This is a genomic window from Rhizobium sp. TRM95796 (assembly GCF_025779995.1).
Lineage (GTDB): Bacteria > Pseudomonadota > Alphaproteobacteria > Rhizobiales > Rhizobiaceae > Rhizobium_E.
Map to the genome: position 1 here is coordinate 123030 of NZ_JAOXHE010000009.1, position 26528 is coordinate 149557.

A 26528-nucleotide genomic window follows, 5' to 3' on the forward strand; every position below is an offset into this window, starting at 1 on the left:
TGACAAAAGTCAAAGACCTATCTTTGATGCTCTGCAATCACCGCCAGAAAGGCCTCGCCATACTTTTCCAGCTTGGATTGGCCGACGCCGGAGATCGCCAGCATAGCCTCGGGCGTGTCAGGTCGATCGGTGGCGAGCGCCACCAACGTCGTGTCTGGAAAGACGAGATAGGGCGGAATGGCGAGCTCTCTGGCAATAGCGCTGCGTGCGGCCCTCAGGGCCTCGAACAATTCGCCATCGGCGACATCGAGCGAAGAGCGGGCCTGGGTGGAACTGGCGGACGCCTTGCGCGCCGCCTTGCCCTTGGTGGGGCGGTCGACGCGAAAGCGCACCGCTTCTTCCTTCCGAAACACCGCGCGCGCCCGCTCGTCGAGCTTGATCGCGCCGAACGCGCTGTGATCAACGCCGACATAGCCGGCCGCGAGAAGCTGCCGATAGACCGATTGCCAGGTCTTGGCGGCGATATCCTTGCCGACCCCAAATACTGGCATATCGACATGGCCGAAGCGCTGGGTCTTCTCGTTGACGACGCCCAGAAGCACATCGATGAGATGGCCGACGCCGAAGCGCTCGCCGGTGCGATAGACGGCGGCCAGCGCCTTGATGGCGGCGTCCGTGCCGTCCCAGGTGTCGACGGGTTTCAAGCAGGTGTCGCAATTGCCGCAACCGCCGGCATGGGCTTCGCCGAAATGATTGAGGATCGCCTGGCGTCGGCATCCCGCCGTTTCGCAGATGGCCAAGAGCGCATTGAGCTTGCCGCGCTCGATGCGCTTGATCTCGTCGCTCGCGCCGCCTTCATCAATCATGCGGCCGCGCTGGATGACATCGGCCATGCCGTAGGCCATCCAGACGTCGGACGGCAGACCGTCGCGGCCGGCGCGACCTGTTTCCTGATAATAGGCCTCGACAGAGCCCGGAAGGTCGAGATGGGCGACATAGCGCACATTCGGCTTGTCGATGCCCATGCCGAAGGCGACCGTGGCCACGAGGCAGAGATCTTCCTCCTTGAGGAAGGCGTCCTGATGGCCATCGCGAACAGCCCTGTCCATGCCGGCGTGATAAGCAAGCGCGCGGATGCCCTGACTGTTGAGCCATTCGGCGGTGTCTTCCACCTTGGCGCGGGAGAGACAGTAGACGATGCCGCTCGATCCCTTGTGACGCGACAGGAACTGCAGCAATTGCTGGCGCGGCTGGTCGCGCTCGACGATTTCATAGGCGATATTCGGGCGATCGAAAGACGTGGTGAACACCTCCGCGCCCTCGAGGCCGAGGCCGCCGATGATGTCCTCACGCGTATGCGGATCTGCGGTGGCGGTCAGCGCCACTCTGGGCACGCCAGGATAGTCCTCGCCGAGCTTGCCGAGCTCGCGATATTCCGGCCGGAAGTCATGGCCCCATTGCGAGACGCAATGCGCCTCATCGATGGCGAAAAGCGAAATTTTGGACGACCCGACCAGTTCCTTGAAGGCCGGCGTGACGATGCGCTCCGGCGTCACATAGAGAAGATCCAGTTCGCCGCGTGAAATGGCGCGGCGCGTATCGAGATAATCCTCGCGGCTCATGGCCGAATTCAGCGCCGCAGCGCGCACGCCCAATTGCTTGAGAGCCTCGACCTGATCGCGCATTAAGGCGATCAGCGGCGAGACCACCACGCCGAGGCCGGGCCGGCACAACGCCGGAATCTGATAGCAGAGCGACTTGCCGGCGCCGGTCGGAAACAGCACCACGGCGTCGCCGCCGGCGGTGACGGTGTCGATGACCGCGCCCTGCTTTCCGCGAAAGGCCGGATAGCCGTAGATTTCCTTCAGGACCGAGAGCGGGTTGCGCTGGCCTTGATCGCTGAAAAGCCTGTCCGTGCTTCTATTGTCGTGCATCGAGCATCCTGACCGGGAATCGCCTGTCGCGCCGTCATGGCGTAGACGTCACTTAGGCGATTGCCGGCCCCGGACGCAACGCGCCTATTCAACCCGCGTCGACAGGATGAACTTGCGCTTCTCCAATTCGGCGAAATAGGGCGGGATGTCGAAATAGGCTTCCGGCGCCCAGACGCCCGGCTTTTTCGGACTGGCGAGGATCAACTGCGCGGCGATCGAGCCGTTCATCGAAGTGCAGGCGTCGACATAGGGCGCATACATCGCATCGGGCTTGACCACGACTTCGACCGTCACCGTGCGCGCGACGCCGTCCTTGCGGCCACGCCCGATGGCGAAATGGATTTCGTGGCTTTCCTGCTCCGGCATGCGGGCGGCGTTCTTCTTGATGTTGCGCTCGATGACCTTGTTGAGCACGTCGAGCGGACGCACCTTGACGCCGCCAACCTCGACGGGCTCGTCGAAATCGCCGAAACCGGCTTTGACGAGGCCGACCCAGGCTTCATGCTCGCGATGCGGCAGATGCAGCTTCCATGAGAATTCCTTGATGCCCTTTTCGCGAATGCCGTCGGCCAAGGGCACGGTGAGCTGTTCGGAATGCGGCGAATGCATGAATTCGCAGCGGCCCCAGGGCTCGGGAAGGTCGAGATATTCAGAGCCGCTCATCGGGGGGCAGGTCACATGCTTGCCGCCGTAGAACTGCGTGCTTTCATGGGCGTATTCGGCCAGCACCGTCGAGACGCTGTAGGGCGGCACGAGAACCGGGTTCTCCTCGCCGACCAGTTCCGCCGCCCAATAGAGATTGATAGCGTCGATCTCGTCGAGTTCGTCGGCGACGGCGCGGCAGATGACGTTGGACATGCCGGGATCAGCGCCGCAGCCGACCACCGCCGTCACGCCGGCCGCCTTGAAGCGCTTATGCTCCGCGATCTGCTTGACGGTGTAGGTGCCGAGACCGCCGAGATCCATATAGGCGACCTTGGCCGCCAGCGCGGCTTCGAAGATGGTCATCTGGTGGCCGAGGAGGGTCGGCACGCAATTGATGCAGAGATCGGCGCCGGCCACGGCGCTGGCCAGCGCGTCCGGTTTGGTGACGTCGAGATCGAAAAGCTCGATCCTGATGTCATCGAGTTCGGCTTTCAGCGCCTCCATCCGCTCGCGCTGCGCGTCGCAGATGCGGACGGTCTTGATGTCGATGATGGCGCGGTCGGAAAGAAGGTCGCGCACGATGCCCGCGCCCATGAGGCCGGCGCCGCCGAGAAGGCTGATGATCATGATGTCGTTCCTGCGTGAATGAGAGCATTTCCAGGAAAAGTGTCCTTGCGGTTTTCCGTCTGGAAATGCGTAAAAACAAAAGCGTCAGACGTGCTTGCGGCCGCCCGTTTCGTAGAACCAGTCGTCCGGATAGGGATACCACCAGCCCTGGCGCACCGGCTTGTGGTCGATGATGACCATCTTGGACCGCCGGAAGGCGTCGAGGCCGAGCCGTGAGAGTTCCCGTCCCAGGCCGGAGCGCTTCCAGCCGCCGAAGGGAAGCGCGTCATTGTCGATCAGCGGATTGTTGACCCAGACCATGCCGGCCTCCAGCCGTTCGGCCGCCTCCATCGCCTCTTCGAGCGAGGTGGTGAACACCGATGCGCCGAGACCGAACTCGCTGTCATTGGCGCGGGTGATGGCCTCGTCGAAATCCTCCACGCGCATCACGGCCGCGACCGGGCCGAAGCATTCTTCCTGCATGATCGCCATGTCGGGCGTGCAGCCGGTCAGGATGGTCGGCTCATAGAACCAGCCCACCGGCTGATCCTCGGGGATCTTGCCGCCAATCACGGCGGTCGCGCCCTTGGACTTGGCGTCCTCGACCAGACGGATGACCTTGTCGCGCGCCGCCTTGGAGACGAGAGGGCCGATCTCGGCCTTGTCGAGGCCGTTGCCGATCCGCAAGCGGCGGGTCTCCGCGACAAACTTCTCGATGAAGGCGTCATGCACGGCGTCGACCACGAAAAAGCGCTCGGCCGAAGTGCAGACCTGGCCCGACATGTGGAAAGCGGCCGTGACCGCGCCGGCGGCGGCGACATCGAGCGGCGCATGCGCCGTGACGATCATCGGATCCGAGCCGCCGCCCTCGATCACCGCAGGCTTCATCGCGCCAGCAGCCGCCATGGCCACTGCCCTGCCGGCTTCGGCCGAACCGGTGAAGGCGACGGCATGGGTCTTCTTCGACGCCACCAGCGCCTTGGCGATCTCGGCGCCGCCCGGCAGGCAGGCGATCAGGCCGGCCGGGAGATCGGCGAAGACCTCCATGAAGATCAACGTCGACAGCGTCGTCGCCGGCGCGGGTTTGACGATGCAGGCATTGCCGGAGGCGAGCGAGGCGGCGACCGTCCAGCACATCAACAGGATCGGGAAGTTGAAAGGCATGATGTGGACGGAGACGCCCAGCGGCTCGTAGCGCGCATATTGAAACGAGCCGGTCTGCGTCGTTCCCGCCACTTTGCCCGCTTCGTCTCTGGCGATCTCGGCGAAATAGCGGAAGGCGCCGGCGCAATTGGCGACTTCGCCGATCGCCTCGGGATAGGGCTTGCCCATTTCCCGCGACATGACTTCGGCGCAGCGGCGCATATCGGTCGCCTCGATGCGGTTGGCGATCCGGTGCAGGATCGCAGCGCGCGTCTTGGCGTCGATCTTGGCCCAGCTCTTTTGCGCAGCGGTCGCAAGCGCCAGCGCGGCGTCGAGCTCGGCGTCTGTGGTTTCGGCAAACGCTCCGACCACGGCGAGCGTCGCCGGGTCGATCACATCGGCGCGGGCGCCCAGGCTTGGCCGGTAGCCGCCGTCCACGAAATGGAAGGGTTTCAACAAGTCCTGCATATCTGGTCCTGACTGGCCCTTGAGGCCGTCCCGCTTGCTCAGCGGATCATGTAGACTTTCTTGATCGTCTCATGGACGGTGCAGACGCCCTTCCAGTCCTTGGGGAAGAAGGCGGCGGTATCCGGGGTGATTTCGATCACCTCGCCGCTTTCATGCACATAGGTGGAGCGACCCTCCAGGAAGTGGCAGAATTCGTCGCGCGTCACATGGCATTCCCATTTGCCGGGCGTGCAGATCCACAAGCCGCATTCGCTTTCGCCGTTCGGGCCCTTGTGAATGAGCTTGCCGGAGACGTGGCTGACGCCTTCGATCATGGTGGGGATCGTGCCCCAATCGACCAGGTTGTCCTGTTCGAGCGGCTTGTACATCAGGGGTGCGGAGGTCATGTCTATTCCTTGCAGTCAGCGGCTCATGAAAGCCTTGGACAGAGTTTCGGTGATGATGGAGGTTCCGGTCCAGCCTCCGGGAAAGAAGACGATCGAACCGGCTTCAACGGCGATCTCCTCGCCGTCTTCACTGATATAGAGGCCCTTGCCGCCCAGAAAGACACAGAACTCGTCGCTGGGGATGGTGATCTTCCGGGTTCCCGGCGTGCAGGACCAGATGCCGCATTCGCTCGATCCATCCGCGTTCACGTTGAGGATCTTGCCGGCCATGACCGGATTGCCTTCGGTCGCAGTCGTCGACGCGCCCCAGTCTTCGAGCGCCACGGCGTCGGCTTTCGCCCAGTGGGGTGTGCTCATCTCGGCCTCATACCAGCATATAGATGTTGCGCATGGTCTCATGCACCGTGCATTCGCCGGTCCAGCCCGCCTTGAACATCACCGCGGTTCCCGCCGAGACCTCGACCACCTCGCCGTCATCCGAACGATAGGTGGCCGAGCCCGAGACGAAATGGCAGAATTCGTCGCGCGGTATGGACAGCCGCCAGCGTCCGGGCGTGCAGACCCAGATGCCGGTTTCCGGCTCATTGTTCGGTCCTTTGAAGAGCAAGCGACCGGTGGACTTCGATTGGCCCTCGATGGCGTCCGATTGCACGCCCCAGTCGACGAGATCGTCGAATGTGGTGGCGTTGTGGATATGCGGGGCGGTGGATCTGAGGGTGTCGGTCAATGGAGCGCCTCCAACATCATAGGAGCGAGAAGCAGCACCCCCCTCTGTCCTGCCGGACATCTCCCCCTCAAGGGGGGAGATTGCCAAGAGGAGCGACCATTGCCCATCCCCCAGCGTTGAGAATTGGGGAAGCCGGCGCCACTATCCAATCTCCCCCCTTGAGGGGGAGATGGTCGGCAGACCAGAGGGGGGTAGCCCCGAACACTCACGGGAGATGTAGATACATCAAGCACGATACGCCCCCGTCTTCACCAACTCGTCCAAAATCTTCGCCGCCTTCTGCGGACCGTTCTGCGACTGCATATGCGCCGAGGTGGCGGCGAGCTTCGTCTTCATCTTGGGATCGTTGATCATGTGGTCGAGCTTGGCGGCCAGTTCCTCGTCGGTCCAGTCGTAGCGCGGCATCTTGAAGCCGTGACCGGTTTCGTCGACGCGGGTGGCGTTGTCATGCCCGTCCCAGACATAGGGCATGATGATGGCCGGTTTGCCGAAATAGAGGCACTCGGTGAAGGAGTTGTTGCCGCCGTGATGGATGGCCGCGTCGACCTGCGGAATGACCGAGGGTTGCGGGAACCAGCTCTCGATGACCACATTGCCCGGCACATTTTCATACTGGTCCTTGTAGTCGCCGACATTGACGAGCGCCCGGTAGGGCAACTTGCCGATCGTCTCGATCAGCCGCTTCAGGAGATCTGTGTCGCCGGCGCCCAGCGAGCCGAAGGAGATGTAGATCAGCGGCTTGTCGTTGTTGATCGCAAATGTCGGCACCTCATAGGGCTTTTCCTTGCGGACGCAGCCTTCGAGATACTGGAATTGATTTGGATCGAGCGGATGTTCGCGATCGAATTTCGCCGGCTCCGGATAAAGCAGCAGGTTCATATAGGGCGAAGCTTCGAAGAACTGCCCGATCGGATAGGCCGCTTCGCCGGTCGAGGCGAGGAAGGCGTTGTAATCGTCATGGATCGGCTTGATCACCTCGTTGAAGCGATCGCGATAGGCCTTGTGGCCCTCGTAGTCGTCCTGACGGCAACCGGACAGATGCGGCGGGATCTTCGGATCCTCGATCTCGTTTTCGGAGCAAGAGATGATGCGCACCCAGGGCTTGCCGAAATGCTTGATCGCCGGAAATAGGATGACATTGTCGACGCAGATCATGTCGGGATTGATCTTGGCGAGCACGCCCGGCAGATCCTTCTCTGCCCATTTGGCGCTGTCGACGATCGCCGTCCAGCAATCCTTCACATAATTGTCGATCTGGTCATAGGGGCTCTTGCGGAAGTTCGGGATATGGCCGTTGATGAAGTCTTCCCAGAACTTCGCCATCTGCTCGGGCGGCATCGGTTCGGAGAGATTGACCGGATGCGCCTCGAAGCCATAGCCTTCATAGACAGAGACGAAGCCCGGATCGGACAGGAACACCGCCTTGTGGCCCAGCGCTTCGACAGCCTGGGCGATGCCGACGGAATTCAGCGCCGGCCCAAAGGCCGCTTCCGGGAAAAATGCGATCGTCTTGGACATCTCAACCCTCTTTCGGTTCTGATTTTTCGTTGAAGAATTTGCATCGCTCGGGGCGCAGGGCGAGACGCACCGTCTCGCCCGCCGCATGCCCGGCCGGATTGCGGGCGGCGACGCGCAACTGAAGCGGCGTCTGGCTCGCTTGCGTTTTCACATGCAGCACACGGTCGAGGCCATGATAGGCGATATCGACCACGACGCCCTCCAGCAGCGCTTCTCCGTCCGCGCCGCTTGCGACTTCGAGATCCTCGGGGCGGATCGCCAGCGCCGCCGGCCCGTCGGCGATATCGGGCGCGGCGATATCCAGCCCGGGCGCGCCGAAGCGGCCGCCGGAGACCCGGCCCTCGATAAAATTCATGACGCCGATGAAATTGGCGACGAAACGGTCGACCGGGCGCTCATAAATCTCTTCAGGAGACCCGCATTGCAGCAGGCGGCCATCCCGCAGGATCGCCATGCGATCGGCCATCACCAGCGCTTCTTCCTGGTCATGGGTGACGATGATGAAGGTGATGCCGACCTCGTGCTGGAGGCGCTTCAATTCGAGCTGCATGCGCTCGCGCAGTTTCTTGTCGAGCGCGCCGAGCGGTTCGTCGAGCAGCAGCACCTTGGGCCGCTTGATGAGCGCGCGGGCGAGGGCCACGCGCTGGCGCTGGCCGCCCGAGAGTTGATCCGGCTTGCGCGCGGCGAATTCGCCGAGATCGGTGACCGCCATCATCTCCTCGACGCGCGAGGCGATTTCGGCCTTGGGCAGACCGTCCATTTCGAGCCCATAGGCCAGGTTCTTGGCGACCGTCATATGCGGAAACAGCGCATAGGACTGGAACATCAGATTGAGCGGCCGCTTCTCCGGCGGCAGCGCCGTGATGTCGGCGCCGTCGAGCAATACGCGGCCGGAGGTCGGCGTCTCGAAACCGGCCAGCATGCGCAGAAGTGTGGACTTTCCGCAGCCCGACGGGCCGAGCAGCGCGAAGAATTCGTTGCGCCGGATGTCGAGCTGAATGCGATCGACGGCGCGCACCGGCCCGAAATCCTTGCTGAGACTGTCGATCGACAGGATCGTCTGGGGGGCGGGATCTGTCATTGCATCTGTTCTTTGTTGAGCCATTGGGAAAGGATGAGCGCGAGCGCGCTGACCCCCATGACGATGGTCGCGAGCGCGTTGATCTCGGGCGTCACGCCGAAGCGGATCATCGAATAGATCTGGATCGGCAGGGTGATCGAGCCGCGGCCGGCGCCGGCTGTGAAGAAGGCGATGATGAATTCATCGACCGACAGCGTGAAGGCCAGAAGCGCGCCGGCGACGATGGCCGGCGCCAGCACCGGGAAGGTGATCCGCCAGAAACTCGTCCAGGGCGAGGCGCCGAGATCGCGCGAAGCTTCCACGATCGAATAGTCGAAATGCTTGAGCCGGGCGCGGACGATGGAACTGACGAAAGCGAGATCGAAGATCACATGGCTGATGATGATCGTATGGAGGCCGAGCGTGATGTCGAGGCGCGAGAAGAAGGTCAGAAGCGCCACCGCAAGCACGATGTCCGGGATCACCATCGGCGCAAAGATCAGCGCTTCCAGCGAGGCGCTCTTCCGCCTCCGGCTCTCGATGCCGATCGCCAGCATCGCGCCGAGCACGGTGGAAATAACCGTAGCAAAAACGCCGACCACCAAGGTGTTCCAGGCCGCGCCGAGAATATCCTTGTTCTCGGCGAGCGACGCGTACCATTTCAGCGAAAAGCCGGACCAGGCGGTCGGCAGGCCCGCCTCGTTGAAGGACAACAGCACCAGCACAGCGATCGGCAGATAGAGAAAGCCGAACACCGCGACGAGGATCAGGCGGAAGGGCAGCGAACGGGTCTTCATGCCTCGGCCTCGCGGGTTTCGCCGGCGGCGCGGGAGGCGGCCTTGGCCTGCAGCGTGAGCAGCGCCACCATCACCGCGATCAGCGCCATGCCCAGCGCCGCGCCGAACGGCCAGTCATTGGCGGTGAGGAACTGGTCATAGACGACATTGCCGATCATCTGGAAGCGTCCGCCGCCGAGCAGAGCCGGCGTGACGAAATTGCCGATCGACAGAACGAAGACGAACACGCCGCCGGCGGCGACGCCCGGCAGCGTCAGGGGCAGGATCACCCGCAGAAAGGTTCTGACCGGGCCGGCGCCGAGATCGCGCGACGCTTCGGCGTAATCCGGGCTCAGCCGCGACAGCGAGGAGTAGATCGCCAGGATCACGAAGGGCAGATAATTGTAGACGAGGCCGGTGATGACGGCGCCTTCGGTATAGAGCAGCGACAGCGGCTCGCCCTCATAGCCCAACCAGCGCAGCAGATTGTTGAACAGGCCCTCGCGATTGAGCAGAACGATCCAGGCATAGGTGCGGATCAGGTAATTGCTCCAGAAGGGGAGCACCGCGAAGAACAACAGCAACGCCTGACGCGAACGCGGCGCGCGGCTGATGGCGTAAGCCGCAGGATAAGCGATGAGAATGGCGATCAGTGTGGTAATCGCCGCAATCCGCGCCGAAGACAGGAAGATCTTCGCATAGAGCGGATCGGCGACCCGGATGAAGTTGTCAAAATTGAAATTGAAGACGACGCCGCCCCACGGGCCTTTTTCGAAAAAGGCGTAGGCGAGCACCAGCGCGCAGGGCGTCACCATGAACAGGAGAAGCCAGGCGACGGCGGGCGCGGCCATGAGATTGGAACGTGCAGCCTTGGAGGACACGGGGTTTCGATTCACAGTCTGACAATGGGATGAGATTGGCCGAGGCGAACACGGCCCGCCTCGCTTTCGCCTCGGCCCCGGCAGGCTTCAAAGAACCCCGCCGGGTCTTGAGAGGCAGACCGTCAGTTGGCGGCCTTGATCTCGCTGACCGCCTTGGAATACTCCTTCTGCGCATCGCCGAGATCGCGCAGCAGCTCAAACTTGGTGAGCTCCGCCGGCGTCATGCCCATATTCGGATAGGTCTTGATGAGCGCCGGATCGAGGCTTTCCATGGCGGCCTTGTTCGGCACCTTGTAGAGAATATTGGCGGCGGCCCAGGCATGGTTTTTGGCGTCGAGCATGAAGTTGATGAACTTCATCGCCGCGTCCTTGTGCTCGGACGATTTCATCACCACCATCGTGTCGACCCAGAGATCCGAGCCTTCCTTCGGCGTCACGAACTTGATGTCCTTGTTGTCGGTGATGCCGTAATTGCACCAGCCGTCCCAGGCATGCACCAGCGAGGCTTCGCCCGAAACGAGCTTGGAATAGAAGGTCGTGTCGTCATAGGCGAGCAGGGTCTTCTTCGCCTCGATCAGCAGGTTCTTGGCTTCCTCGATCTTGGCCGGATCCTTCTCGTTGGCCGAATAGCCGAGCGCGAACAGGCCCGCCGCCATCAGCCAGCGGTCGGTCGCCAGCATCGTGACTTTGCCCTTGAGATCATCGGAGGGCTTCAGCAGGTTCATCCAGCTGTCCGGCGTGGTTTTCACCAGATCGGAGCGATAGCAAAGGCCGGTCGTACCCCAGGTATAAGGGACGGAGAAAGTCGCGCCGGGATCGTAAGCGAGGTTTGCGGCTTCCGGATAGAGATTGGCGAGATTGGGCACAGCGGCCTTGTCGATCGGCTCGGCCATGCCCTGGCCATTGAGGATCTCGGCAAAGGGCGAGGACACGAAGACGAGGTCGTAGCCCTTGCCGCCGCTCGCCATCAGCTTGCCCATGATTTCTTCATTGGTGGCGTGATTGACGATCTCGACTTCGAGCCCGGTCGCCTTCTTGAAGGTCTCGGCGATATCGGGGGCCATATAGCCGGCCCAGTTGGAAATCACCAGGTCGGCGGCATTGGCCATGCCGGCGCCGGAGGCGAGCATGGTCGCGGCAAAGAGTGTCGCGGTCCAGTTCCGCGAACCAGATCGAATTTTCGCAATCACGGGAAGCTCCCTTGTTTGATTTGTTCCAGCCTCAGCATCGGCGCCGCCGCTTGTTGCGATCTGTTCGCTCGATGCGCCACAGTATTATTTCAAAAAAAAATACGTCAATAGGAAATCGTGAGCTGCGCAAATTTTACGCCGGAAGCCGCGGGAGACGCTTGCAAAGCCCTGGTTTCGCAGGCAGCATGCCCATTGAACCGGATAAGAGCGCATGACGGACACGCCGAAAAAGCCGAACCGACGCCATGTCGAATTGGCGCAGAAAATACTGGAGATCGCCACCGAGCGCGGCATGGCCCCGGGCGAGCGCATGGCTGAACAAGCCATTGCAAGTCTTTGCAATGTCTCGCGGACCCCCGTGCGTAAGGCCCTGCAGATCCTGGCGGAGAAGGGCCTGGTCCTGCCCGATACGGACGGTGGTTACAGGTTTGCGGCCGACCCGGTGACGCTGGCGCGGACAGAGGCCGATTTCGCTGACGCCTCGGAGGAAGACTTGCATGCGGCAATCCTGCGCGATCTCGCCGCGGGCCGGATTGGCGACGTCCAGACGGTCGCAAGCCTGCAGCGCCGATATGAAGCCGGCAGGCAGGCGGTACAAAATGCGCTGATCAAACTGTCGGAAGACAATCTCGCCGAACGCGGATCCGGCCAGCAATGGCTGCTCAAGCAGTTCGCGGTGAGCGCGGAAGCGCTGGCGAAGAGCTTCGAATTCCGCCTCGCCACCGAGCCCTTGGCGCTGACCATGCCGGACTTCAAGCGCGACGCGACCGCGATTTTTTCGCTCCGCCAATCCATGTTGGCGCTGAAGGCGATGGACGAGCGGGACTTCGACCGTCGCCTTTTCGAGCGCACCGACATGGATTTTCACCTGCTGATCGCCAAGAGCTGCGGCAATCCCTTCATGGCGGAAGCGCTGACGGCGCATCACCGCCGGCGCTTCGCGCTGCCAGCCGCCAATCATGTCGGCACTTTCAGGCTGATGCAGTCCAACACCGAGCATCTGCAGATCCTCGAACAGATCGAACGGGGCCAAATGACGCTTGCGGCGGATCTCATGCGCGTGCATCTGCAGCTATCGCAATCCCAGCGGCCGCGACTCGCCGGGCGCGGCGTGCCGCCCGTCCTCAAACTCGCCACACGCTAGAAACGCAGTCTAAATCTAGAATGAGCGCAGCAAAAACAATCGCCCTGTTTCCTGAAGCCAGCTTCGGCGCGGCGCTCAATTGCGTCGGCGTGGCGCAGACGTTGAGAGACATGGGCGCCAATCCGGTCTTCATCTGTCATCCCGGCTTTCGCGGCGTGTTTGCCGAATACGGCTTCGCCGAATATCAGCTGGGCAGCGACGACGGGAGCGATGCGACCGACTGGACCGACTTCATCGCCCGCCATCAGGACGCATTCCGGCAATCGCCTTATGAACAGCTGACCAGTTATGTGGGACCGACCTGGGACGCGATCGTCGACACCGCCGTGAAGGCCGAAGAGCCCTTGCGCCAATTGCTGGCGCGGCTGAAACCGGATGCGATCGTGCTCGACAATGTGGTGATGTTTCCGGCCATAGCCACCGCCGGCGTGCCCTGGATCAGGATCGTCTCATGCGCCGAGACCGAGATCGCCGACGATCTGGTGCCGCCCTATCTCTCGGGCCTGGGCGGCGGACCTGACGAAAGCTGGGACGTCTATGCCCGCACCTATGCCAAAGTGACGGCGCCGGCGCATCGCCGTTTCGCGTCCTTTCTCAGCGAATGCGGCGTCAAGCCGCCGCCTGCGCCCTCGTTCCTCGACCCCTCGCCCTGGCTCAATCTGCTATTGGCGCCGGAGATCATCCGCCGGGAGCGGAAGAGCCCCCTTGATCCCAAGCGCTTTGTCTTTCTCGACGGCTGCGTCCGCCGCGAGGTGGATTATACGCCGCCACGCTTCGCCAGCCATAACGACGCGCCCTTGGCGCTGGTCAGTTTCGGCTCACTCGGGGCCATGGATGTCGAGATGATGAAGCGGATGATCGACGTCTTCGCCGATCTGCCCTGCCGCTTCCTGGTCAATGCTGGACCCTGGCGCGATGACTATTCCGACGTGCCTGATAATGTCTATGTCGACAGCTGGTTTCCGCAGCCCTCCGTCGTGCGTCAATCCAGCCTGTTTATCCATCACGGCGGCAACAACAGCTTCTGCGAGGCGCTTTATTTCGGCGTGCCGTCGCTGGTCATGCCCTATTGCTGGGACGGCCATGACAATGCCCGCCGCGCAGAAGAAACCCAGGTGGGTGAAAAGCTCGACCGTTACGACTGGTCTTCCCAAGATCTCTCGGGCGCGATCCTGCGCTTGATCGGCAATGATGAGATGCAGGCGCGCCTCAAGGCGAACGCCGCGACCATGCAGGCCCATTCCGGCGCTACGCTCGCCGCCCGCCGTATCCTCGACACCATCAGCGACACCAAGGCGACGCGCGCGGCGCGGCGCTGACTTCTTCAGGGAGGCTTCATGCGCGACAAGCTCTTCATCGACGGCCAATGGGTCGCCCCGCTCGGCGGCGGCGCATTTCCGGTGATCAATCCGGCCACCGAACAAGAATTCGCCACCGCCCCGGCCGGCGGCGCCGGCGATATCGATCTCGCGGTGAAGGCCGCGCGCCGCGCCTTCGACACAGGCCCCTGGCCGCGCATGACCGGCGCCGAGCGCGCCCGTTACTTGCGCGCCATCTCGGAGAAAATCCTCGAACGGAAACAGGAACTCGCCCGGATCGAGGTGATGGATAACGGCAAGCCGCTGCCCGAGGCGGTTTGGGACATCGAGGACGCCGCCGGCTGTTTCGCCTTTTATGCCGGTCTCGCCGAACAGCTGGACGCCCATCCCGAGGAAGCCATTCCGCTCGGCGACGCCCGCTTCACGTCAAAGGTCGTCCGCGAGCCGATCGGCGTCGCCGGCGCGATCATCCCCTGGAACTATCCGCTGCTGATGGCCGCCTGGAAAGTCGCGCCTGCTTTGGCGGCGGGTTGCGCCATGGTGCTGAAGCCGTCGGAACTGACGCCGCTCACCGCCCTTGAACTCGGGGCGCTCGCCGAGGAGGTTGGCCTTCCCGCTGGCGTGCTCAACATCGTCACTGGCTTTGGGGCCGACGCCGGTCAGCCGCTGTCGGAACATCCCGGCGTCGACAAGCTCGCTTTCACCGGCTCGGTTCCGACCGGTTCCAAGATCATGGCGACGGCGGCGCGCGACATCAAGAATGTCAGCCTCGAACTCGGCGGCAAATCACCCTTCGTCGTCTTCGCTGATTGCGACATCGACAAGGCCGTCGAATGGATCATGTTCGGCATTTTCTGGAACCAGGGACAGGTCTGCTCGGCGACCTCGCGGGTGCTCGTCGAAGAAAGCCTCTATCCGCCCTTGCTGGCGCGACTGACCGAGGAGACGCAGAGGATCACCATGGGCGACGGCCTCACTGAGGGCGTGCTGCTCGGCCCGCTCGTCTCCAAGGGCCAGCGAGACAAGATCCTCGCCATGATCGAACAGGGTGTGGCGGAAGGCGCCATCGTCGCCACGGGCGGCAAGCCGCCGGCGTCTTTCGAAAGAGGCCATTTCCTTGAGCCCACCATCATCACCGATCTTTCCGAGGACAACAGCCTGTGGCGTGAGGAGATCTTCGGACCCGTCGTCTGCGTCAAGCCGTTCAAAGACGAGGCGGACGCGATCCGCATGGCCAATGACAGCCGCTTCGGCCTCGCTGCTGCGGTGATGTCGGATGATCTCGATCGCTGCGAACGCGTGGCGCGCGCTTTCCGCGCCGGAATCGTTTGGGTCAACTGCTCGCAGCCGACCTTCACTGAAGCGCCCTGGGGCGGCTACAAACAGTCCGGCATCGGCCGCGAACTGGGCCGCTGGGGGCTGGAGAACTACCTGGAGACGAAGCAGATCACCAGCTTCGACAAATCCGAAACCTGGGGCTGGTATCTGAAGTCCTGATCCGATCTCTCCTGCCTTCAACATGGCCCGGCCCTCTCGACCGGGCCATTTTCTTTGCGCGCCTTGCACCAGTGCAAGCCAGCCATACGCCGTCCGTTGTCGCTGCGACGTCCCAATCTCATCAACATCCTCAAGACCCCGTCGCATCAATCAAACAGTTTGGCCGTCGACGCCGGCGGCTCTGACGGAGCGCCGACGCGTACTCGGCGCCCATTTGTTCCGAAAACACAATCGCAGCTTGACGCAAGTCGGATTCACTGTTTACATATAAATGAAACCTTCATGGGTGAGGGTTTGATGGGCCGGGTCCGGAGGGGACCGCCATTGTCAAACTGGGAGGAAGTCATGGTGAAATTGCTGTCCGGCGTCTCCGCCGGAGTCGTCTCCTTGATGTTGCTGGGCGGCTTCGCCCAGGCCGCGGATCTGCCGGGCAAGTTCGAGGGCGTTACGATCGACGCCAAGCTGATCGGCGGTCAGCAATACGAGGCGCTGTACGCCCGGATCGGCGAATGGGAGAAGGCGACCGGAGCCAAGGTCAATATTCTCTCGAAGAAGAACCACTTCGAGCTCGACAAGGAAATCAAGTCCGACATCGCGTCGAGCAGCGTGACCTGGTGCGTGGGTTCGAACCACTCGTCCTTCGCGCCCCAATATCCCGATATCTACACCGATCTCGGCGCGCTGCTGCCGAAGGAAGAAATCGACGCCTTCGTGCCGGCCAATATCAAGGCCTCGACGCTGGGCGGCAAGCTGGTGATGCTGCCGCGCGCTCAGTTCGACGTCTCGGCACTCTACTACCAGAAGAGCCTTTATCAGGACGAAGCCAAGAAGAAGGCCTTCAAGGAAAAATACGGTCGCGATCTGACCCCGCCCGACACCTGGGCCGATCTCGCCGATCAGGCGGAGTTCTTCGCTAGCCCGCCGGATTTCTACGGCACCCAGTTCGCCGGCAAGGAAGAGGCGATCAACGGCCGCTTCTATGAAATGCTGGTTGCCGAAGGCGGCCAGTATCTCGGTGCAGACGGCAAGCCGGCCTTCAACTCCGACGCCGGCGTGCGCGCGCTCGACTGGTTCGTGCGCATGTATAAGGACAAGGCGGTTCCGGCCGGCACGACCAACTATCTCTGGGACGATCTCGGCCAGGGCTTCGCTTCGGGCACGGTGGCGCTCAATCTCGATTGGCCGGGCTGGGCGACCTTCTTCAACGATCCCAAGTCCTCCAAGGTCGCCGGCAATGTCGGCGTGAAGGTGCAGCCGATGGGCTCCGCCGGCATCCGCACTGGCTGGTCTGGCCATCACGGCTTCTCGGTGACCGAATCCTGCGCCAACAAGGATGCGGCCGCCTCGCTGGTCTGGTTCCTGACCAACGAGGACAGCCAGAAGCTCGAAGCCGCCGCAGGTCCCTTGCCGACCCGCACCGCCGTCTGGGAATGGGATGTGGCCCAAGCCGCGAGCGATCCCTACAAGAAGGAAGTGCTGACCGCTTTCCAGGAAGCCGCCAAGCACGCTTTCCCGGTGCCGCAGACCGCGCAGTGGATCGAGATCTCCAACGCCGTCTATCCGGAGCTCCAGGCCGCCATTCTCGGCGACAAGACCTCCAAGCAGGCGCTCGACGACGCCGCCGCCAAGGCTGTGGCCATCCTCGAAGACGCCGGCGCTCTCTAAGCGTCATCGACAGGCGCGGCCGCCTCCACGCGGCCGCGCCTCTCCCTTATTGTCACGCATATCGGCCGGAGCCCTCGCATGAGAGGTTTTAAACTTTCGGCGCCCGTTCTTCTGCTGCTGCCGGCCGTGATCGTGCTGGCGGCCGTGGTGATCGCGCCCCTGCTTTTGTCCTTTTATTCGAGCTTCACGCCCTTCCGGCTGACCAAGCCGGACACGTTCTGGGTGTTCATCGGCTTCCGCAATTATACGCGGCTGCTGGCCGACCTCGAATTCTGGACGGCTTTCGGAAGAACAGTGCTGCTGCTCACCGTGGCGCTCAATCTCGAAATGCTGCTGGGCCTCGGGCTGGCCATGCTGGTGGAGAAGGCCGTTTCCGGCCAGCGCATCCTGCGTACGCTGATGATGCTGCCGATGATGTTTTCGCCGCTGCTGGTCGGCTTCCAGTTCAAATTCATGTTCAACGACAATGTCGGCCTGGTGAACAATGCCCTGCAATCCTTAGGGCTGACCGATCGGGCCATTCCATGGCTGATCGACGGCCAACTCGCCTTCTTCTCGATCGTGGTGGCGGAAGTCTGGTCCTCCACCTCCGTCTTCGCGATCCTCATCCTGGCCGGCCTGCTCGCCATGCCCAAGGAGCCGATCGAGGCGGCCAAGGTCGACGGCTGCACGCCCTGGCAGACTTTTCGTTATGTCACCTGGCCCTTCGTGATGCCCTTCGCTTTCATCGCCATGACCATCCGTTCGCTCGACGTGGCGCGCGCCTATGACATCGTCAAGATCATGACCGATGGCGGCCCCGCCAAGCGCACCGAGCTTCTCTGGACGCTGGTCTCGCGCACGGCCTATGCCGACGCCAAGATGGGGATGGCCAACGCCATGGCCTATTTCTCGATCCTGCTGTCGATCGTCTTCACGGTCTATTTTTACAAGAAACTCGCGCTTGCCCGCGCCCAGGTCGGGACGGAGTGGTGATCATGGACGTCAATGCAAGCCATCGCATCCGCCGCCGTCTCCTCAAGGCCGCGCATCTCATCGGCCTCTTCCTGGCGATGATGGTCATCTGCCTCCCCGGTTTCTGGATCGTGCTGTCCTCGCTCCGGCCGACCGTGGAAATCATGGCCAAGCCGCCGGTCTGGATCCCCAGCGAAATCTCCTTCGACGCCTATGTCGCGATGTTCTCCGGCGTCGGCAAGGGCGGCATTCCCGTCATCGATTACTTCCGCAATTCGCTGATCATCTCGATCACCTCGACGGTGATCGCGCTCGCCATCGGCATTTCCGGCGGCTACGCCTTTGCGCGCTTTTCCTTCAGGGGCAAGGCCGGCTGGTTTCTCGGCCTGATGCTGACCCGCACAGTTCCGGGCATCGCGCTGTCGCTGCCGCTGTTCTTCGTCTACGCCAAGCTCGGCCTGCTCGACACGCATATGGGCCTGATCCTCGCTTATGTGGCGCTCAACGTGCCCTTCACGATCTGGCTGATCGACGGCTTCTTCCGCCAGGTGCCGAAAGACCTCGCCGAAGCGGCCCAGATCGACGGCTGCACGCGCTGGCAGGCCTTCTGGCAAGTCGAGTTCCCGCTTGCCGGACCCGGCATCGCGTCCGCCGGCATCTTCGCCTTTCTCACCTCCTGGAACGAGTTCGCGCTCGCCTCGAACCTCACCCGCTCGGTCAATTCCAAGACCCTGCCGGTCGGGCTGCTCGATTACACGGCGGAATTCACCATCGACTGGCGCGGCATGTGCGCGCTGGCCGTGGTGATGATCCTGCCGGCGCTGGCGCTCACCTTCGCCGTCCAGAAACATCTCGTCTCCGGCCTGACATCCGGCGCGGTCAAAGGGTAAATCATGGCTCCCGTCACACTCAGAAACCTCGTCAAGCGCTACGGCGCCTTCGAAATCGTCCATGGCATCAATCTCGATGTCGCCGATCGCGAATTCATCGCGCTGGTCGGCCCCTCCGGCTGCGGCAAGTCGACGACGCTGCGCATGATCGCCGGCTTGGAGGATATTTCCGGCGGCGAGATCGAAATCGGCGGCAAGGTGGTCAACGACCTGCCGCCGCGCGCCCGCAATATCTCCATGGTGTTCCAGTCCTATGCGCTCTATCCGCATATGACGGTGGCGGAGAATATGGGCTTTTCGCTCAAGATCGCCGGCGCCTCCAAGGACGAGATCGCCGCCCGCGTCGCCGACGCCGCCAAGACTCTTGATCTGGAGGCGCTGCTGGAGCGGCGACCGGCGCAGCTTTCAGGCGGCCAGCGCCAGCGCGTCGCCATGGGCCGCGCCATCGTGCGCCACCCGGAAGTCTTCCTGTTCGACGAGCCGCTGTCCAATCTGGACGCCAAGCTTCGCACCCAGATGCGCACCGAGATCAAGAAACTCCACGCAAAAGTGCAGTCGACGGTCATCTATGTCACCCATGATCAGGTCGAGGCGATGACGCTTGCCGATCGCATCGTCATCATGCGCGACGGCCGCATCGAACAGGCCGGCACGCCCGAAGACGTGTTCAAGCGCCCGGCAAGCCGCTTCGTCGCCGGCTTCATCGGCTCGCCGCCGATGAATCTGGTCGAGGCGACGGTGGATCAGGGCCGGCTCGTTTTCGCCAACGGCGATGCGCTGCCCATTCCACAGGCCTTCCGCGACAAGCTGCAGCCGGGCCAGAAGGTGGTGTTCGGCATCCGCCCCGATGATTTCTACCCCGCCGGCCACGGCCTGCATTCGGGAGAAGCCCATGAAGTCGCGGCTCTCGAACTGCCGGTGTCGATCACCGAGCCGTTGGGCAACGAGACGCTGGTCTTCGTGACCTTCGCCGGCAAGGAATGGGTGGCGCGCATGCTCAATCCGCGCACGCTCCGATCCGGCGACGTGATCGCCATGAGCGTAGATCTGTCGCAGGCGCATCTTTTCGATGCAGCAACCGGCGCGAGCCTGAGGGTCTAAACCATGGCGAAAATCGAAAAAGTCGAACTGCTGATGGTCGATCTCGCGCCGAAGGTGAAACGCACCGACGCGATCCAGAGCTTTGTCAGCCAGGAAACGCCCATCGTCATCATCACCGACAGCGATGGCGCGACGGGCGCGGGCTATAGTTACACGATCGGCACCGGCGGCTCCTCGGTGATGAGGCTTCTCGCCGACCACCTCGCGCCGCGCATCATCGGCCAGGACGCCGACCGGATCGAGGCGATCTGGCGCGATCTCGAATTCTACACCCACGCCACCACGATCGGCGCGATCACCGCCATCGCGCTCGCCGCCATCGACACGACGCTCTGGGATCTCCGCGCCCGGAAGATGGGGCTGCCGCTCTGGAAACTCGCCGGCGGCGCCTCTGACAGACGGCCGCTTTACACTACTGAGGGCGGCTGGCTGCATATCGACAAGCAGGCGCTGGTCGAAGATGCTTTGGCCGCGCGTGAAAAAGGCTTTACCGGCTCGAAGGTGAAGATCGGTAAACCGCGGGCGGCAGAAGACGTCGAAAGGTTGGAGGCCATGCGCGCCGCCCTCGGCGACGGATATGAAATCATGACCGACGCCAATCAGGGATTCGGTCTCGACGAAGCCGTCCGCCGCTCCGGCCGCCTCGCCGATCTCGATCTCGCCTGGATCGAGGAGCCCCTGGCCGCCGACGATATCGACGGCCATGTCAGGCTGTCTAACTCGACTTCAACGCCGATCGCGATCGGGGAGTCACTCTATTCCATCCGGCATTTCCGGGAATATATGCAGCGCGGCGCCTGCTCGATCGTCCAGGTCGATGTCGGCCGCATCGGCGGCATCACGCCCTGGCTCAAGGTCGCGCACGCGGCAGAAGCGTATAACATCCCGATCTGCCCGCATTTCCTAATGGAACTGCATGTCAGCCTCGCTTGCGCGGTTCCGAACGGCAAATATGTCGAATATATTCCTCAACTCGACGAGATCACCGGCGAGAAGATGAAGATAGAAAGCGGCATGGCGATCGCTCCATCCGCGCCGGGCCTCGGGATCGACTGGGACTGGCAGGAAATCCGCCGCCGGGCTATTTCCGACTTCAACAGCGTCATCGCCTGAGGGAGGACAGCATGCAGCGGATGGGAATGGTGATCGGTCTCAACGCCGAGAAAATCGAGGAATACAAACGTCTGCATGCCGCCGTCTGGCCCGATGTGTTGACGATGATCACCGCGTGCCACATCCGCAATTATTCGATCTTTCTCAAGGAGCCGGAAAACCTGCTCTTCTCTTATTTCGAATATCACGGCGAGGATTTCGACGCCGACATGAAGATCATGGCCGCCGATCCCGTCACGCAGGATTGGTGGGCGGTCTGCATGCCCTGCCAGAAGCCGCTCGACACGCGAAAGGATGGGGAATGGTGGGCGTCGATGGACGAGGTCTTCCACCACGACTGACCCCTCTAAAGCCAGCACACTTCCACCCGCCGCTCCACCGGCGGGTTTTTTGTTGCGTTACAGAGCCGCCGTCTCGACCTCGGCGGATCGTCCATTGACAACGGCTTGAATTCTGAATACTGACGATTTACATATTTCGTCATACATTATTCGAAAGCCGTCAGCCGTGATCGATACACCTGAAGTTCTGCAGGATGCTCAGCGCAGCGAAACCGTTACCCGCATTCTCGATGCGGCGGAGCGGCTGTTCCGCCATTACGGCTACGCCAAGACCAATGTGGCCGACATCGCCCGCGATCTCGGCATGTCTCCCGCCAATATCTACCGCTTCTTCACCTCGAAGGTCGAAATCCACCAGGCGATCTGCGGGCGGATGCTGATGGGCTCCTATGAGATGTCCCGGCAGATCCTGTCGCAGCCGATCAGCGCGACCGAGCGCTTGCGGCAGTGGGGTCATGCGCAGCATCGCCTGACGGTCGAGACCATGCTCGACCAGGAGAAGGTGCATGAAATGGTGGTGGTGGCGCTGGAGCGCGACTGGCACGTGATCGACCAGCATATCAACCGCCTGCACGATCTCCTGGCCGACACGATCCGGCAGGGCGTCGAGGCCGGCGAATTCCGCGACCAGGATCCCGACATCGCCGCCCGCTGCTTCGGCGGGGCGACCGTCATACTCTGTCATCCGCAGATGGTGGCGCAATGCCTGGCCAAAACCAACCGGGCGACGCCCGATCAACTCGTCGAATTTGCGCTCGCCGCGCTCAAGTAAGGACCGGAGGCATCCATGAACACGCCGAACCGCATGCGCATCAGGACATCCGTTCTTCTCGCCGGTCTCGCGATCGGCTCCGGCCTGCTCACAGGCTGCGCCGAGGAAAAGGCCGAGGCTCCCGCAGCCGTGATCCGACCGGTGAAAGTCGTGGAGATCGCGCCCGCCGCGACCACCCGCACCCTCTCCTATTCCGGCTCCGTCAAATCCCGCACCGAGATGAATCTCGGTTTCCGGGTGGCCGGCAAGCTGATCGAGCGCAAGGCGGATATCGGCGACCGGGTGAAGAAGGGCGAGGTGCTCGCCCGTCTCGATCCCACCGATTACCAGCTCGCAGTGCAATCGGCGGAAGCCGATCTGCGTTCGGCTCAAAAGGCGCTGGAAACCGCCGATCTCGCGATACGCCGCGCCGAGACGCTGTTCGCCCAGAAAGCGGTGCCCAAGGCGCAGGTTGAGCAGGCGCAGCTCAGCTATGATCAGGCCGCCGCCACCCGCACCGCCGCGCAGTCCGCGCTCGAACAGGCGAAAAACCAGCTCGCCTATGCCGAACTGACATCGGATCGCGACGGCATCGTCTCCGCCGTCAGCGCCGATCGCGGCCAGGTCGTGAGCGCCGGCGCCGCCGTGCTCACCGTCGTCGCCGATGACGAAAAGGAAGTGCAGATCGCCGTGCCGGAAACCGAGATTTCCGAATTCAGCCCCGGCAAGACAGTCAAGGCCAGCTTCTGGGCGGACACCGCGCTGGCGCTGACCGGCAAGGTGCGCGAAGTGTCCGGCAGCGCCGATCCGCAATCCCGCACTTTTTCGGTCCGCGTCAGCCTGCCGGCCGATGATCATGTGCTCATCGGCATGACCGCGATGATCGAGGCGGAGACCCATGCCGACGCCGCCGAATACGCCGTGCCGCTGACCGCATTGGCAGAGAAGGACGGGGCCAAGATCGTCTGGACGGTCGATCCTGCCAAGGCGACCGTGCATGCCCGTCCCGTGGAAGTCGGCGCATTCACCGCCGATGGCGTCGGCGTCATTTCCGGGCTCAAAGCGGGCGATCTCGTGGTGGCGGCCGGCACCCAGTTCATGCGCGAAAATCTGACCGTGAAGCTTCCCGATGTCGGGGCGCTGGCTGAAAACATCCTCAACTGATCCTGTTATCCAGACGGAGCCCGGCCATGCAGACGACTTCCCCCGAGAAGGAAAAGTTCAACCTGTCGCGCTGGGCCATCGGCCATCCGAGCATCGCGCGCTTCCTGTTCGGCCTCATTCTGCTGACCGGCGTGTTCGGCCTGCTCAATATGGGCCAGAAGGAAGATCCCGACTTCACCTTCCGCGTGATGGTGGTCCAGGCCGTGTGGCCGGGCGCATCGATCCAGGAGATGCAGGATCAGGTCGTCAACAAGATCGAGCGCAAGCTCCAGGAGACGCCACACCTCGACTGGGTGAAATCCTACACCCGCGCCGGCAGCGCCATCATCACCCTGCAGATCGAGGGTGACACGACGGGAGCCGATGTCGCCGAGTCCTTCTATCAGGCGCGCAAGAAAGTCGGCGATATCGCCAGTGAATTGCCGTCGGGATTGCTCGGCCCCTATTTCAACGACGAATTCGGCGACACCTACATCACGCTGCATTCGCTGAGCGGCGACGGCTATTCCTATCCCGAGCTCAAGGCTTTCGCCATCCAGGCCCGCGACATGCTGCTGACGACGCCGGGCGTCGAAAAAGCCGTCATTCTCGGCGACCAGCCGGAGAAGATCTATATCGACATTTCCTCCAAGGCGCTCGCCGAACGCGGGCTGACGCTCACCGATATCCAGAATGCGTTGAAGGGCCAGAACGGCGTCGATCCATCCGGGACTGTCGATACGGGCCTGAGATCCGTGCGGATTTCCGTCGATGGCGCGGTCGATCGCGTCGCCGCCATTCGTGAACTCCGCCTCCGCGCGGGCAGCGAGGTTACCCGCCTCGGCGACATCGCCACCGTCTATCAGGGTCTCGAAGATCCCGTCCAACGCAAGTTCCGCTTTAACGGCGCCGAAAGCGTCCAGGTCGGCGTGGTCATGAGCAAGGGCTTCAAGGTCACCGACGTCGGTGCGCAGGTTGAGGAGACCTACAAGCGTTTCGAGGCCTCCCTGCCCTATGGCGTCGAGGTCGACCAGATCGCCAACCAGCCGCATGTCGTCACCGAAGCCGTCGGCGAATTCATGAAGGCGCTCGGTGAAGCGCTGGTAATCGTGCTGGTCGTCTCCTTCCTGTCGATCGGCTGGCGTTCGGGCATCGTCATCGCCATCACCATTCCGCTGGTGCTGGCCGCGACCTTCGGCGTGATGTACGAGCTCGGGATAGACCTGCAGCGCATCTCGCTCGGCGCGTTGATCATCGCGCTCGGCCTCTTGGTCGACGACGCCATGATCGTGGTGGAGCTGATGGAGCGGAAACTCGAGGAAGGGCTGCCGAAACTGGAGGCGGCGAGCTTCGCCTATTCCTCCACCGCCTTCCCGATGCTGACCGGCACGCTGATCACCACCGCCGGCTTCATCCCCGTCGGCTTCGCCGAATCCACCGCCGGCGAATATGTGCGCTCGCTGTTCTATGTCGTCGGCATCGCGCTGGTGCTCTCCTGGTTCGTCGCCGTCTACTTCACGCCCTGGCTCGGGCACATGATCCTCAAGCAGCGGGCGCATGCCGGCGAGCACAAGGATGTGTTCGACACCCGCTTCTATCGCGGGCTCCACCATACTGTCGCCTGGGCCGTGCGCTACAAGGCGATCGTGCTGATGCTGACGCTTCTCACCTTCGGCGCGAGCCTCTGGGCCTTCCAGTTCATCCCGAAAAACTTCTTCCCGCAATCGTCACGACCGGAAATCCTCGTCGATCTCTGGCTGCCCGAGGGCGCGAGCATAACGGAAGTGGAGCGTCAGGCGAAATTGCTCGAAGCCAAGATCGCCGACGACAAAGACAAGAAATTCGTCGCCACCTATATCGGCGAAGGCGCGCCGCGCTTCTTCCTGCCGCTCGACCAGCAGCTCCGCAATCCGAACTACGCCCAGCTTCTGGTGATGGCGAATGACGAGCCAGCCCGCGAGCGGTTGATCGCCAAGCTGCGCGGCATTCTCGCCAACGACTTCCCCTCGATCCGCGGCAAGGTCGATCGCCTGTTCCTCGGCCCGCCGACCGGCTGGCCCGTGCAGATGCGGGTGATGGGTCCGGATAGAGCCGAGGTCCGCCGCATCGCCGATCAGGTCAAGGAACGGTTCTACGCCAATCCGCAGCTCGGCGCCGTGCATGACGACTGGCTGGAGCCGGTGGCCGCCATGAAACTGGTCGTCGACCAGGATCGCGCCCGCGCGCTCGGCGTCACCTCACAGCGCATCCGCCAGATGCTGCAGGCGACGATGTCCGGCGCGCCGCTCGACGACTTCAGAGATGGCGAAGAGACGGTGTCGATCGTCGCCCGCGAGCCCGAAGCCAATCGCAAGCTGCTTTCGGCTGTCGCCTCGGTCTCCATTCCCACGGATCTCGGAACCTTCGTGCCGCTGTCGCAGATCGCCAAGGTCGAACCGGTCATGGAGCAGGGCATCGAATGGCGTCGCGACCGCCTGCCGACGATCACCGTGCGCGCCACGCTGCCCGACGACGTCCAAGCCAATGACGTGGTGACCGCCATGTATGCCGGCATGGCCGATCTGCGCGCTGCGCTGCCGGCCGGCTATCGGGTCGAAATCCAGGGCGGGCCCGAGGATTCCGCCGAAAGCCAGGCCTCGATCGCCGCTAAGGCGCCGATCATGCTCGCCGTCATCGTGGTGCTGCTGATGATCCAGCTGCAGCATTTCGGCAAGGCGATGTTGGTGCTCGCCACTGGCCCGCTGGGCATCATCGGCGCCGCCGCCGCGCTTCTGATCAGCGGCGCGCCGTTTGGCTTCGTCGCCATCCTCGGCGTCATCGCGCTGCTCGGCATCATCATCCGCAATTCGATCATTCTCGTCGACCAGATCGACCAGGATATCGCCGCCGGAATGGAGCGATCCGAAGCGATTATCGGCGCCGCCGTCAGGCGTTTCCGGCCGATCACGCTGACAGCGTTGACCGCGGTGCTCGCGCTGATCCCGATCTCCCGCGGCGTGTTCTGGGGTCCGCTCGCTTACGCCATGATGGGCGGCATCCTGGTCGCCACGCTTCTGACCATCTTCGTGCTGCCGGCTGGCTATGCGCTGTTCTTCGGCCGGGCGAAGAAGGACAGCGGCGCTAAAGCGGAACCGGAGACGAAAGCTGCAGCAGATCAGGTCCACCATCTTCCTGAGCCGTTGCCGCAGGCTGCAGAGTAAAGCATTGCAAGGAGCGGCCTAAAATTTTCAGGCCGCTCTAAATTCGTTAAAAACCAATTTTTTACCAAGATCAAAAATTTCCGCCTCAACAAGCCGTTTCCAGAGTTGAGTTGACGAATGTCATGGCGCCAACAGG

23 protein-coding genes are annotated in these 26528 nt (G+C 62.6%); 12 read left to right on the plus strand and 11 right to left on the minus strand.

The genetic code is table 11. The annotated features are described in order from the left end of the window. Positions 1 to 17 precede the first annotated feature (17 nt). From recQ to OCK01_RS19005, 11 genes are all read right to left on the minus strand, one after another. Positions 18 to 1874, minus strand: a complete 1857-nt coding sequence (gene recQ / locus OCK01_RS18955; RefSeq protein WP_263825277.1) for a DNA helicase RecQ — start codon at positions 1872 to 1874, stop codon at positions 18 to 20. A gap of 84 nt (positions 1875 to 1958) precedes the next feature. Further along, entirely contained in the window at positions 1959 to 3146 is a 1188-nt protein-coding gene (locus OCK01_RS18960; RefSeq protein ID WP_263825278.1) for a saccharopine dehydrogenase family protein, read from the minus strand. Between the two features lie 84 nt (positions 3147 to 3230). Further along, on the minus strand, positions 3231 to 4736 hold the full coding sequence (locus tag OCK01_RS18965) for an aldehyde dehydrogenase family protein (RefSeq protein ID WP_263825279.1): 1506 nt from the start codon (positions 4734 to 4736) through the stop codon (positions 3231 to 3233). A 38-nt stretch (positions 4737 to 4774) separates the two neighbouring features. Then, positions 4775 to 5122 (minus strand): cupin domain-containing protein, encoded by a 348-nt coding sequence (locus OCK01_RS18970; protein WP_137155513.1) that lies wholly within the window; start codon positions 5120 to 5122, stop codon positions 4775 to 4777. A gap of 15 nt (positions 5123 to 5137) precedes the next feature. Then, the gene (locus tag OCK01_RS18975; RefSeq protein WP_263825280.1) at positions 5138 to 5479 is read right to left on the minus strand and encodes a cupin domain-containing protein; all 342 of its coding nucleotides are present in this window, start codon (positions 5477 to 5479) and stop codon (positions 5138 to 5140) included. A gap of 7 nt (positions 5480 to 5486) precedes the next feature. Beyond that, on the minus strand, positions 5487 to 5849 hold the full coding sequence (locus OCK01_RS18980; protein WP_263825281.1) for a cupin domain-containing protein: 363 nt from the start codon (positions 5847 to 5849) through the stop codon (positions 5487 to 5489). A gap of 225 nt (positions 5850 to 6074) precedes the next feature. Beyond that, complete coding sequence (locus OCK01_RS18985; RefSeq protein ID WP_263825282.1) at positions 6075 to 7367, minus strand: glycosyltransferase; 1293 nt, start codon at positions 7365 to 7367, stop codon at positions 6075 to 6077. Between the two features lies 1 nt (position 7368). Beyond that, positions 7369 to 8448 (minus strand): ABC transporter ATP-binding protein, encoded by a 1080-nt coding sequence (locus tag OCK01_RS18990; RefSeq protein WP_263825283.1) that lies wholly within the window; start codon positions 8446 to 8448, stop codon positions 7369 to 7371. Beyond that, complete coding sequence (locus OCK01_RS18995; protein ID WP_263825284.1) at positions 8445 to 9224, minus strand: ABC transporter permease; 780 nt, start codon at positions 9222 to 9224, stop codon at positions 8445 to 8447. The genes OCK01_RS18990 and OCK01_RS18995 overlap by 4 nt, the downstream gene beginning before the upstream one ends. Beyond that, positions 9221 to 10054 (minus strand): ABC transporter permease, encoded by an 834-nt coding sequence (locus tag OCK01_RS19000; RefSeq protein WP_263825438.1) that lies wholly within the window; start codon positions 10052 to 10054, stop codon positions 9221 to 9223. Before OCK01_RS19000 ends, OCK01_RS18995 begins: the two co-directional genes overlap by 4 nt. Before the next feature lie 152 nt (positions 10055 to 10206). After that, complete coding sequence (locus OCK01_RS19005; RefSeq protein WP_263825285.1) at positions 10207 to 11274, minus strand: spermidine/putrescine ABC transporter substrate-binding protein; 1068 nt, start codon at positions 11272 to 11274, stop codon at positions 10207 to 10209. A 211-nt stretch (positions 11275 to 11485) separates the two neighbouring features. On the opposite strand from OCK01_RS19005, the gene OCK01_RS19010 reads away from it, so the two are divergent. From OCK01_RS19010 to OCK01_RS19065, 12 genes are all read left to right on the plus strand, one after another. Next, the gene (locus OCK01_RS19010) at positions 11486 to 12418 is read left to right on the plus strand and encodes a GntR family transcriptional regulator (protein ID WP_263825286.1); all 933 of its coding nucleotides are present in this window, start codon (positions 11486 to 11488) and stop codon (positions 12416 to 12418) included. 20 nt (positions 12419 to 12438) lie between these two features. Next, the gene (locus tag OCK01_RS19015; protein ID WP_263825287.1) at positions 12439 to 13737 is read left to right on the plus strand and encodes a glycosyltransferase; all 1299 of its coding nucleotides are present in this window, start codon (positions 12439 to 12441) and stop codon (positions 13735 to 13737) included. An 18-nt stretch (positions 13738 to 13755) separates the two neighbouring features. Beyond that, complete coding sequence (locus tag OCK01_RS19020) at positions 13756 to 15234, plus strand: aldehyde dehydrogenase family protein (RefSeq protein ID WP_263825288.1); 1479 nt, start codon at positions 13756 to 13758, stop codon at positions 15232 to 15234. A 345-nt stretch (positions 15235 to 15579) separates the two neighbouring features. Next, complete coding sequence (locus OCK01_RS19025) at positions 15580 to 16899, plus strand: sugar ABC transporter substrate-binding protein (RefSeq protein WP_412179037.1); 1320 nt, start codon at positions 15580 to 15582, stop codon at positions 16897 to 16899. A 78-nt stretch (positions 16900 to 16977) separates the two neighbouring features. Further along, complete coding sequence (locus OCK01_RS19030) at positions 16978 to 17874, plus strand: carbohydrate ABC transporter permease (RefSeq protein WP_263825289.1); 897 nt, start codon at positions 16978 to 16980, stop codon at positions 17872 to 17874. Positions 17875 to 17876: 2 nt separating this feature from the next. Beyond that, the gene (locus OCK01_RS19035) at positions 17877 to 18743 is read left to right on the plus strand and encodes a carbohydrate ABC transporter permease (RefSeq protein WP_263825290.1); all 867 of its coding nucleotides are present in this window, start codon (positions 17877 to 17879) and stop codon (positions 18741 to 18743) included. Positions 18744 to 18746: 3 nt separating this feature from the next. Next, positions 18747 to 19844, plus strand: coding sequence for an ABC transporter ATP-binding protein (locus tag OCK01_RS19040; RefSeq protein WP_182829653.1), 1098 nt, complete (start codon positions 18747 to 18749; stop codon positions 19842 to 19844). A 3-nt stretch (positions 19845 to 19847) separates the two neighbouring features. Beyond that, positions 19848 to 20957: a mandelate racemase/muconate lactonizing enzyme family protein gene (locus tag OCK01_RS19045; RefSeq protein ID WP_263825291.1), complete on the plus strand. Its 1110-nt coding sequence runs from the start codon at positions 19848 to 19850 to the stop codon at positions 20955 to 20957. A gap of 11 nt (positions 20958 to 20968) precedes the next feature. Next, the gene (locus tag OCK01_RS19050) at positions 20969 to 21298 is read left to right on the plus strand and encodes an L-rhamnose mutarotase (RefSeq protein ID WP_263825292.1); all 330 of its coding nucleotides are present in this window, start codon (positions 20969 to 20971) and stop codon (positions 21296 to 21298) included. Between the two features lie 166 nt (positions 21299 to 21464). Continuing rightward, positions 21465 to 22070: a TetR family transcriptional regulator gene (locus OCK01_RS19055; RefSeq protein WP_263825293.1), complete on the plus strand. Its 606-nt coding sequence runs from the start codon at positions 21465 to 21467 to the stop codon at positions 22068 to 22070. Positions 22071 to 22085: 15 nt separating this feature from the next. Further along, the gene (locus tag OCK01_RS19060) at positions 22086 to 23213 is read left to right on the plus strand and encodes an efflux RND transporter periplasmic adaptor subunit (protein WP_263825294.1); all 1128 of its coding nucleotides are present in this window, start codon (positions 22086 to 22088) and stop codon (positions 23211 to 23213) included. Positions 23214 to 23239: 26 nt separating this feature from the next. Beyond that, positions 23240 to 26392, plus strand: a complete 3153-nt coding sequence (locus OCK01_RS19065) for an efflux RND transporter permease subunit (RefSeq protein ID WP_263825295.1) — start codon at positions 23240 to 23242, stop codon at positions 26390 to 26392. Positions 26393 to 26528: the final 136 nt, after the last annotated feature.

Coding starts and splice junctions, on each gene's coding strand:
- recQ (WP_263825277.1), bottom strand. CDS start 1,874: ATGCACGACAATAGAAGCACGGACAGGCTTTTCAGCGATCAAGGCCAG.
- OCK01_RS18960 (WP_263825278.1), bottom strand. CDS start 3,146: ATGATCATCAGCCTTCTCGGCGGCGCCGGCCTCATGGGCGCGGGCATC.
- OCK01_RS18965 (WP_263825279.1), bottom strand. CDS start 4,736: ATGCAGGACTTGTTGAAACCCTTCCATTTCGTGGACGGCGGCTACCGG.
- OCK01_RS18970 (WP_137155513.1), bottom strand. CDS start 5,122: ATGACCTCCGCACCCCTGATGTACAAGCCGCTCGAACAGGACAACCTG.
- OCK01_RS18975 (WP_263825280.1), bottom strand. CDS start 5,479: ATGAGCACACCCCACTGGGCGAAAGCCGACGCCGTGGCGCTCGAAGAC.
- OCK01_RS18985 (WP_263825282.1), bottom strand. CDS start 7,367: ATGTCCAAGACGATCGCATTTTTCCCGGAAGCGGCCTTTGGGCCGGCG.
- OCK01_RS18990 (WP_263825283.1), bottom strand. CDS start 8,448: ATGACAGATCCCGCCCCCCAGACGATCCTGTCGATCGACAGTCTCAGC.
- OCK01_RS18995 (WP_263825284.1), bottom strand. CDS start 9,224: ATGAAGACCCGTTCGCTGCCCTTCCGCCTGATCCTCGTCGCGGTGTTC.
- OCK01_RS19000 (WP_263825438.1), bottom strand. CDS start 10,054: ATGGCCGCGCCCGCCGTCGCCTGGCTTCTCCTGTTCATGGTGACGCCC.
- OCK01_RS19010 (WP_263825286.1), top strand. CDS start 11,486: ATGACGGACACGCCGAAAAAGCCGAACCGACGCCATGTCGAATTGGCG.
- OCK01_RS19015 (WP_263825287.1), top strand. CDS start 12,439: ATGAGCGCAGCAAAAACAATCGCCCTGTTTCCTGAAGCCAGCTTCGGC.
- OCK01_RS19020 (WP_263825288.1), top strand. CDS start 13,756: ATGCGCGACAAGCTCTTCATCGACGGCCAATGGGTCGCCCCGCTCGGC.
- OCK01_RS19025 (WP_412179037.1), top strand. CDS start 15,580: ATGGTGAAATTGCTGTCCGGCGTCTCCGCCGGAGTCGTCTCCTTGATG.
- OCK01_RS19030 (WP_263825289.1), top strand. CDS start 16,978: ATGAGAGGTTTTAAACTTTCGGCGCCCGTTCTTCTGCTGCTGCCGGCC.
- OCK01_RS19035 (WP_263825290.1), top strand. CDS start 17,877: ATGGACGTCAATGCAAGCCATCGCATCCGCCGCCGTCTCCTCAAGGCC.
- OCK01_RS19040 (WP_182829653.1), top strand. CDS start 18,747: ATGGCTCCCGTCACACTCAGAAACCTCGTCAAGCGCTACGGCGCCTTC.
- OCK01_RS19045 (WP_263825291.1), top strand. CDS start 19,848: ATGGCGAAAATCGAAAAAGTCGAACTGCTGATGGTCGATCTCGCGCCG.
- OCK01_RS19050 (WP_263825292.1), top strand. CDS start 20,969: ATGCAGCGGATGGGAATGGTGATCGGTCTCAACGCCGAGAAAATCGAG.
- OCK01_RS19060 (WP_263825294.1), top strand. CDS start 22,086: ATGAACACGCCGAACCGCATGCGCATCAGGACATCCGTTCTTCTCGCC.
- OCK01_RS19065 (WP_263825295.1), top strand. CDS start 23,240: ATGCAGACGACTTCCCCCGAGAAGGAAAAGTTCAACCTGTCGCGCTGG.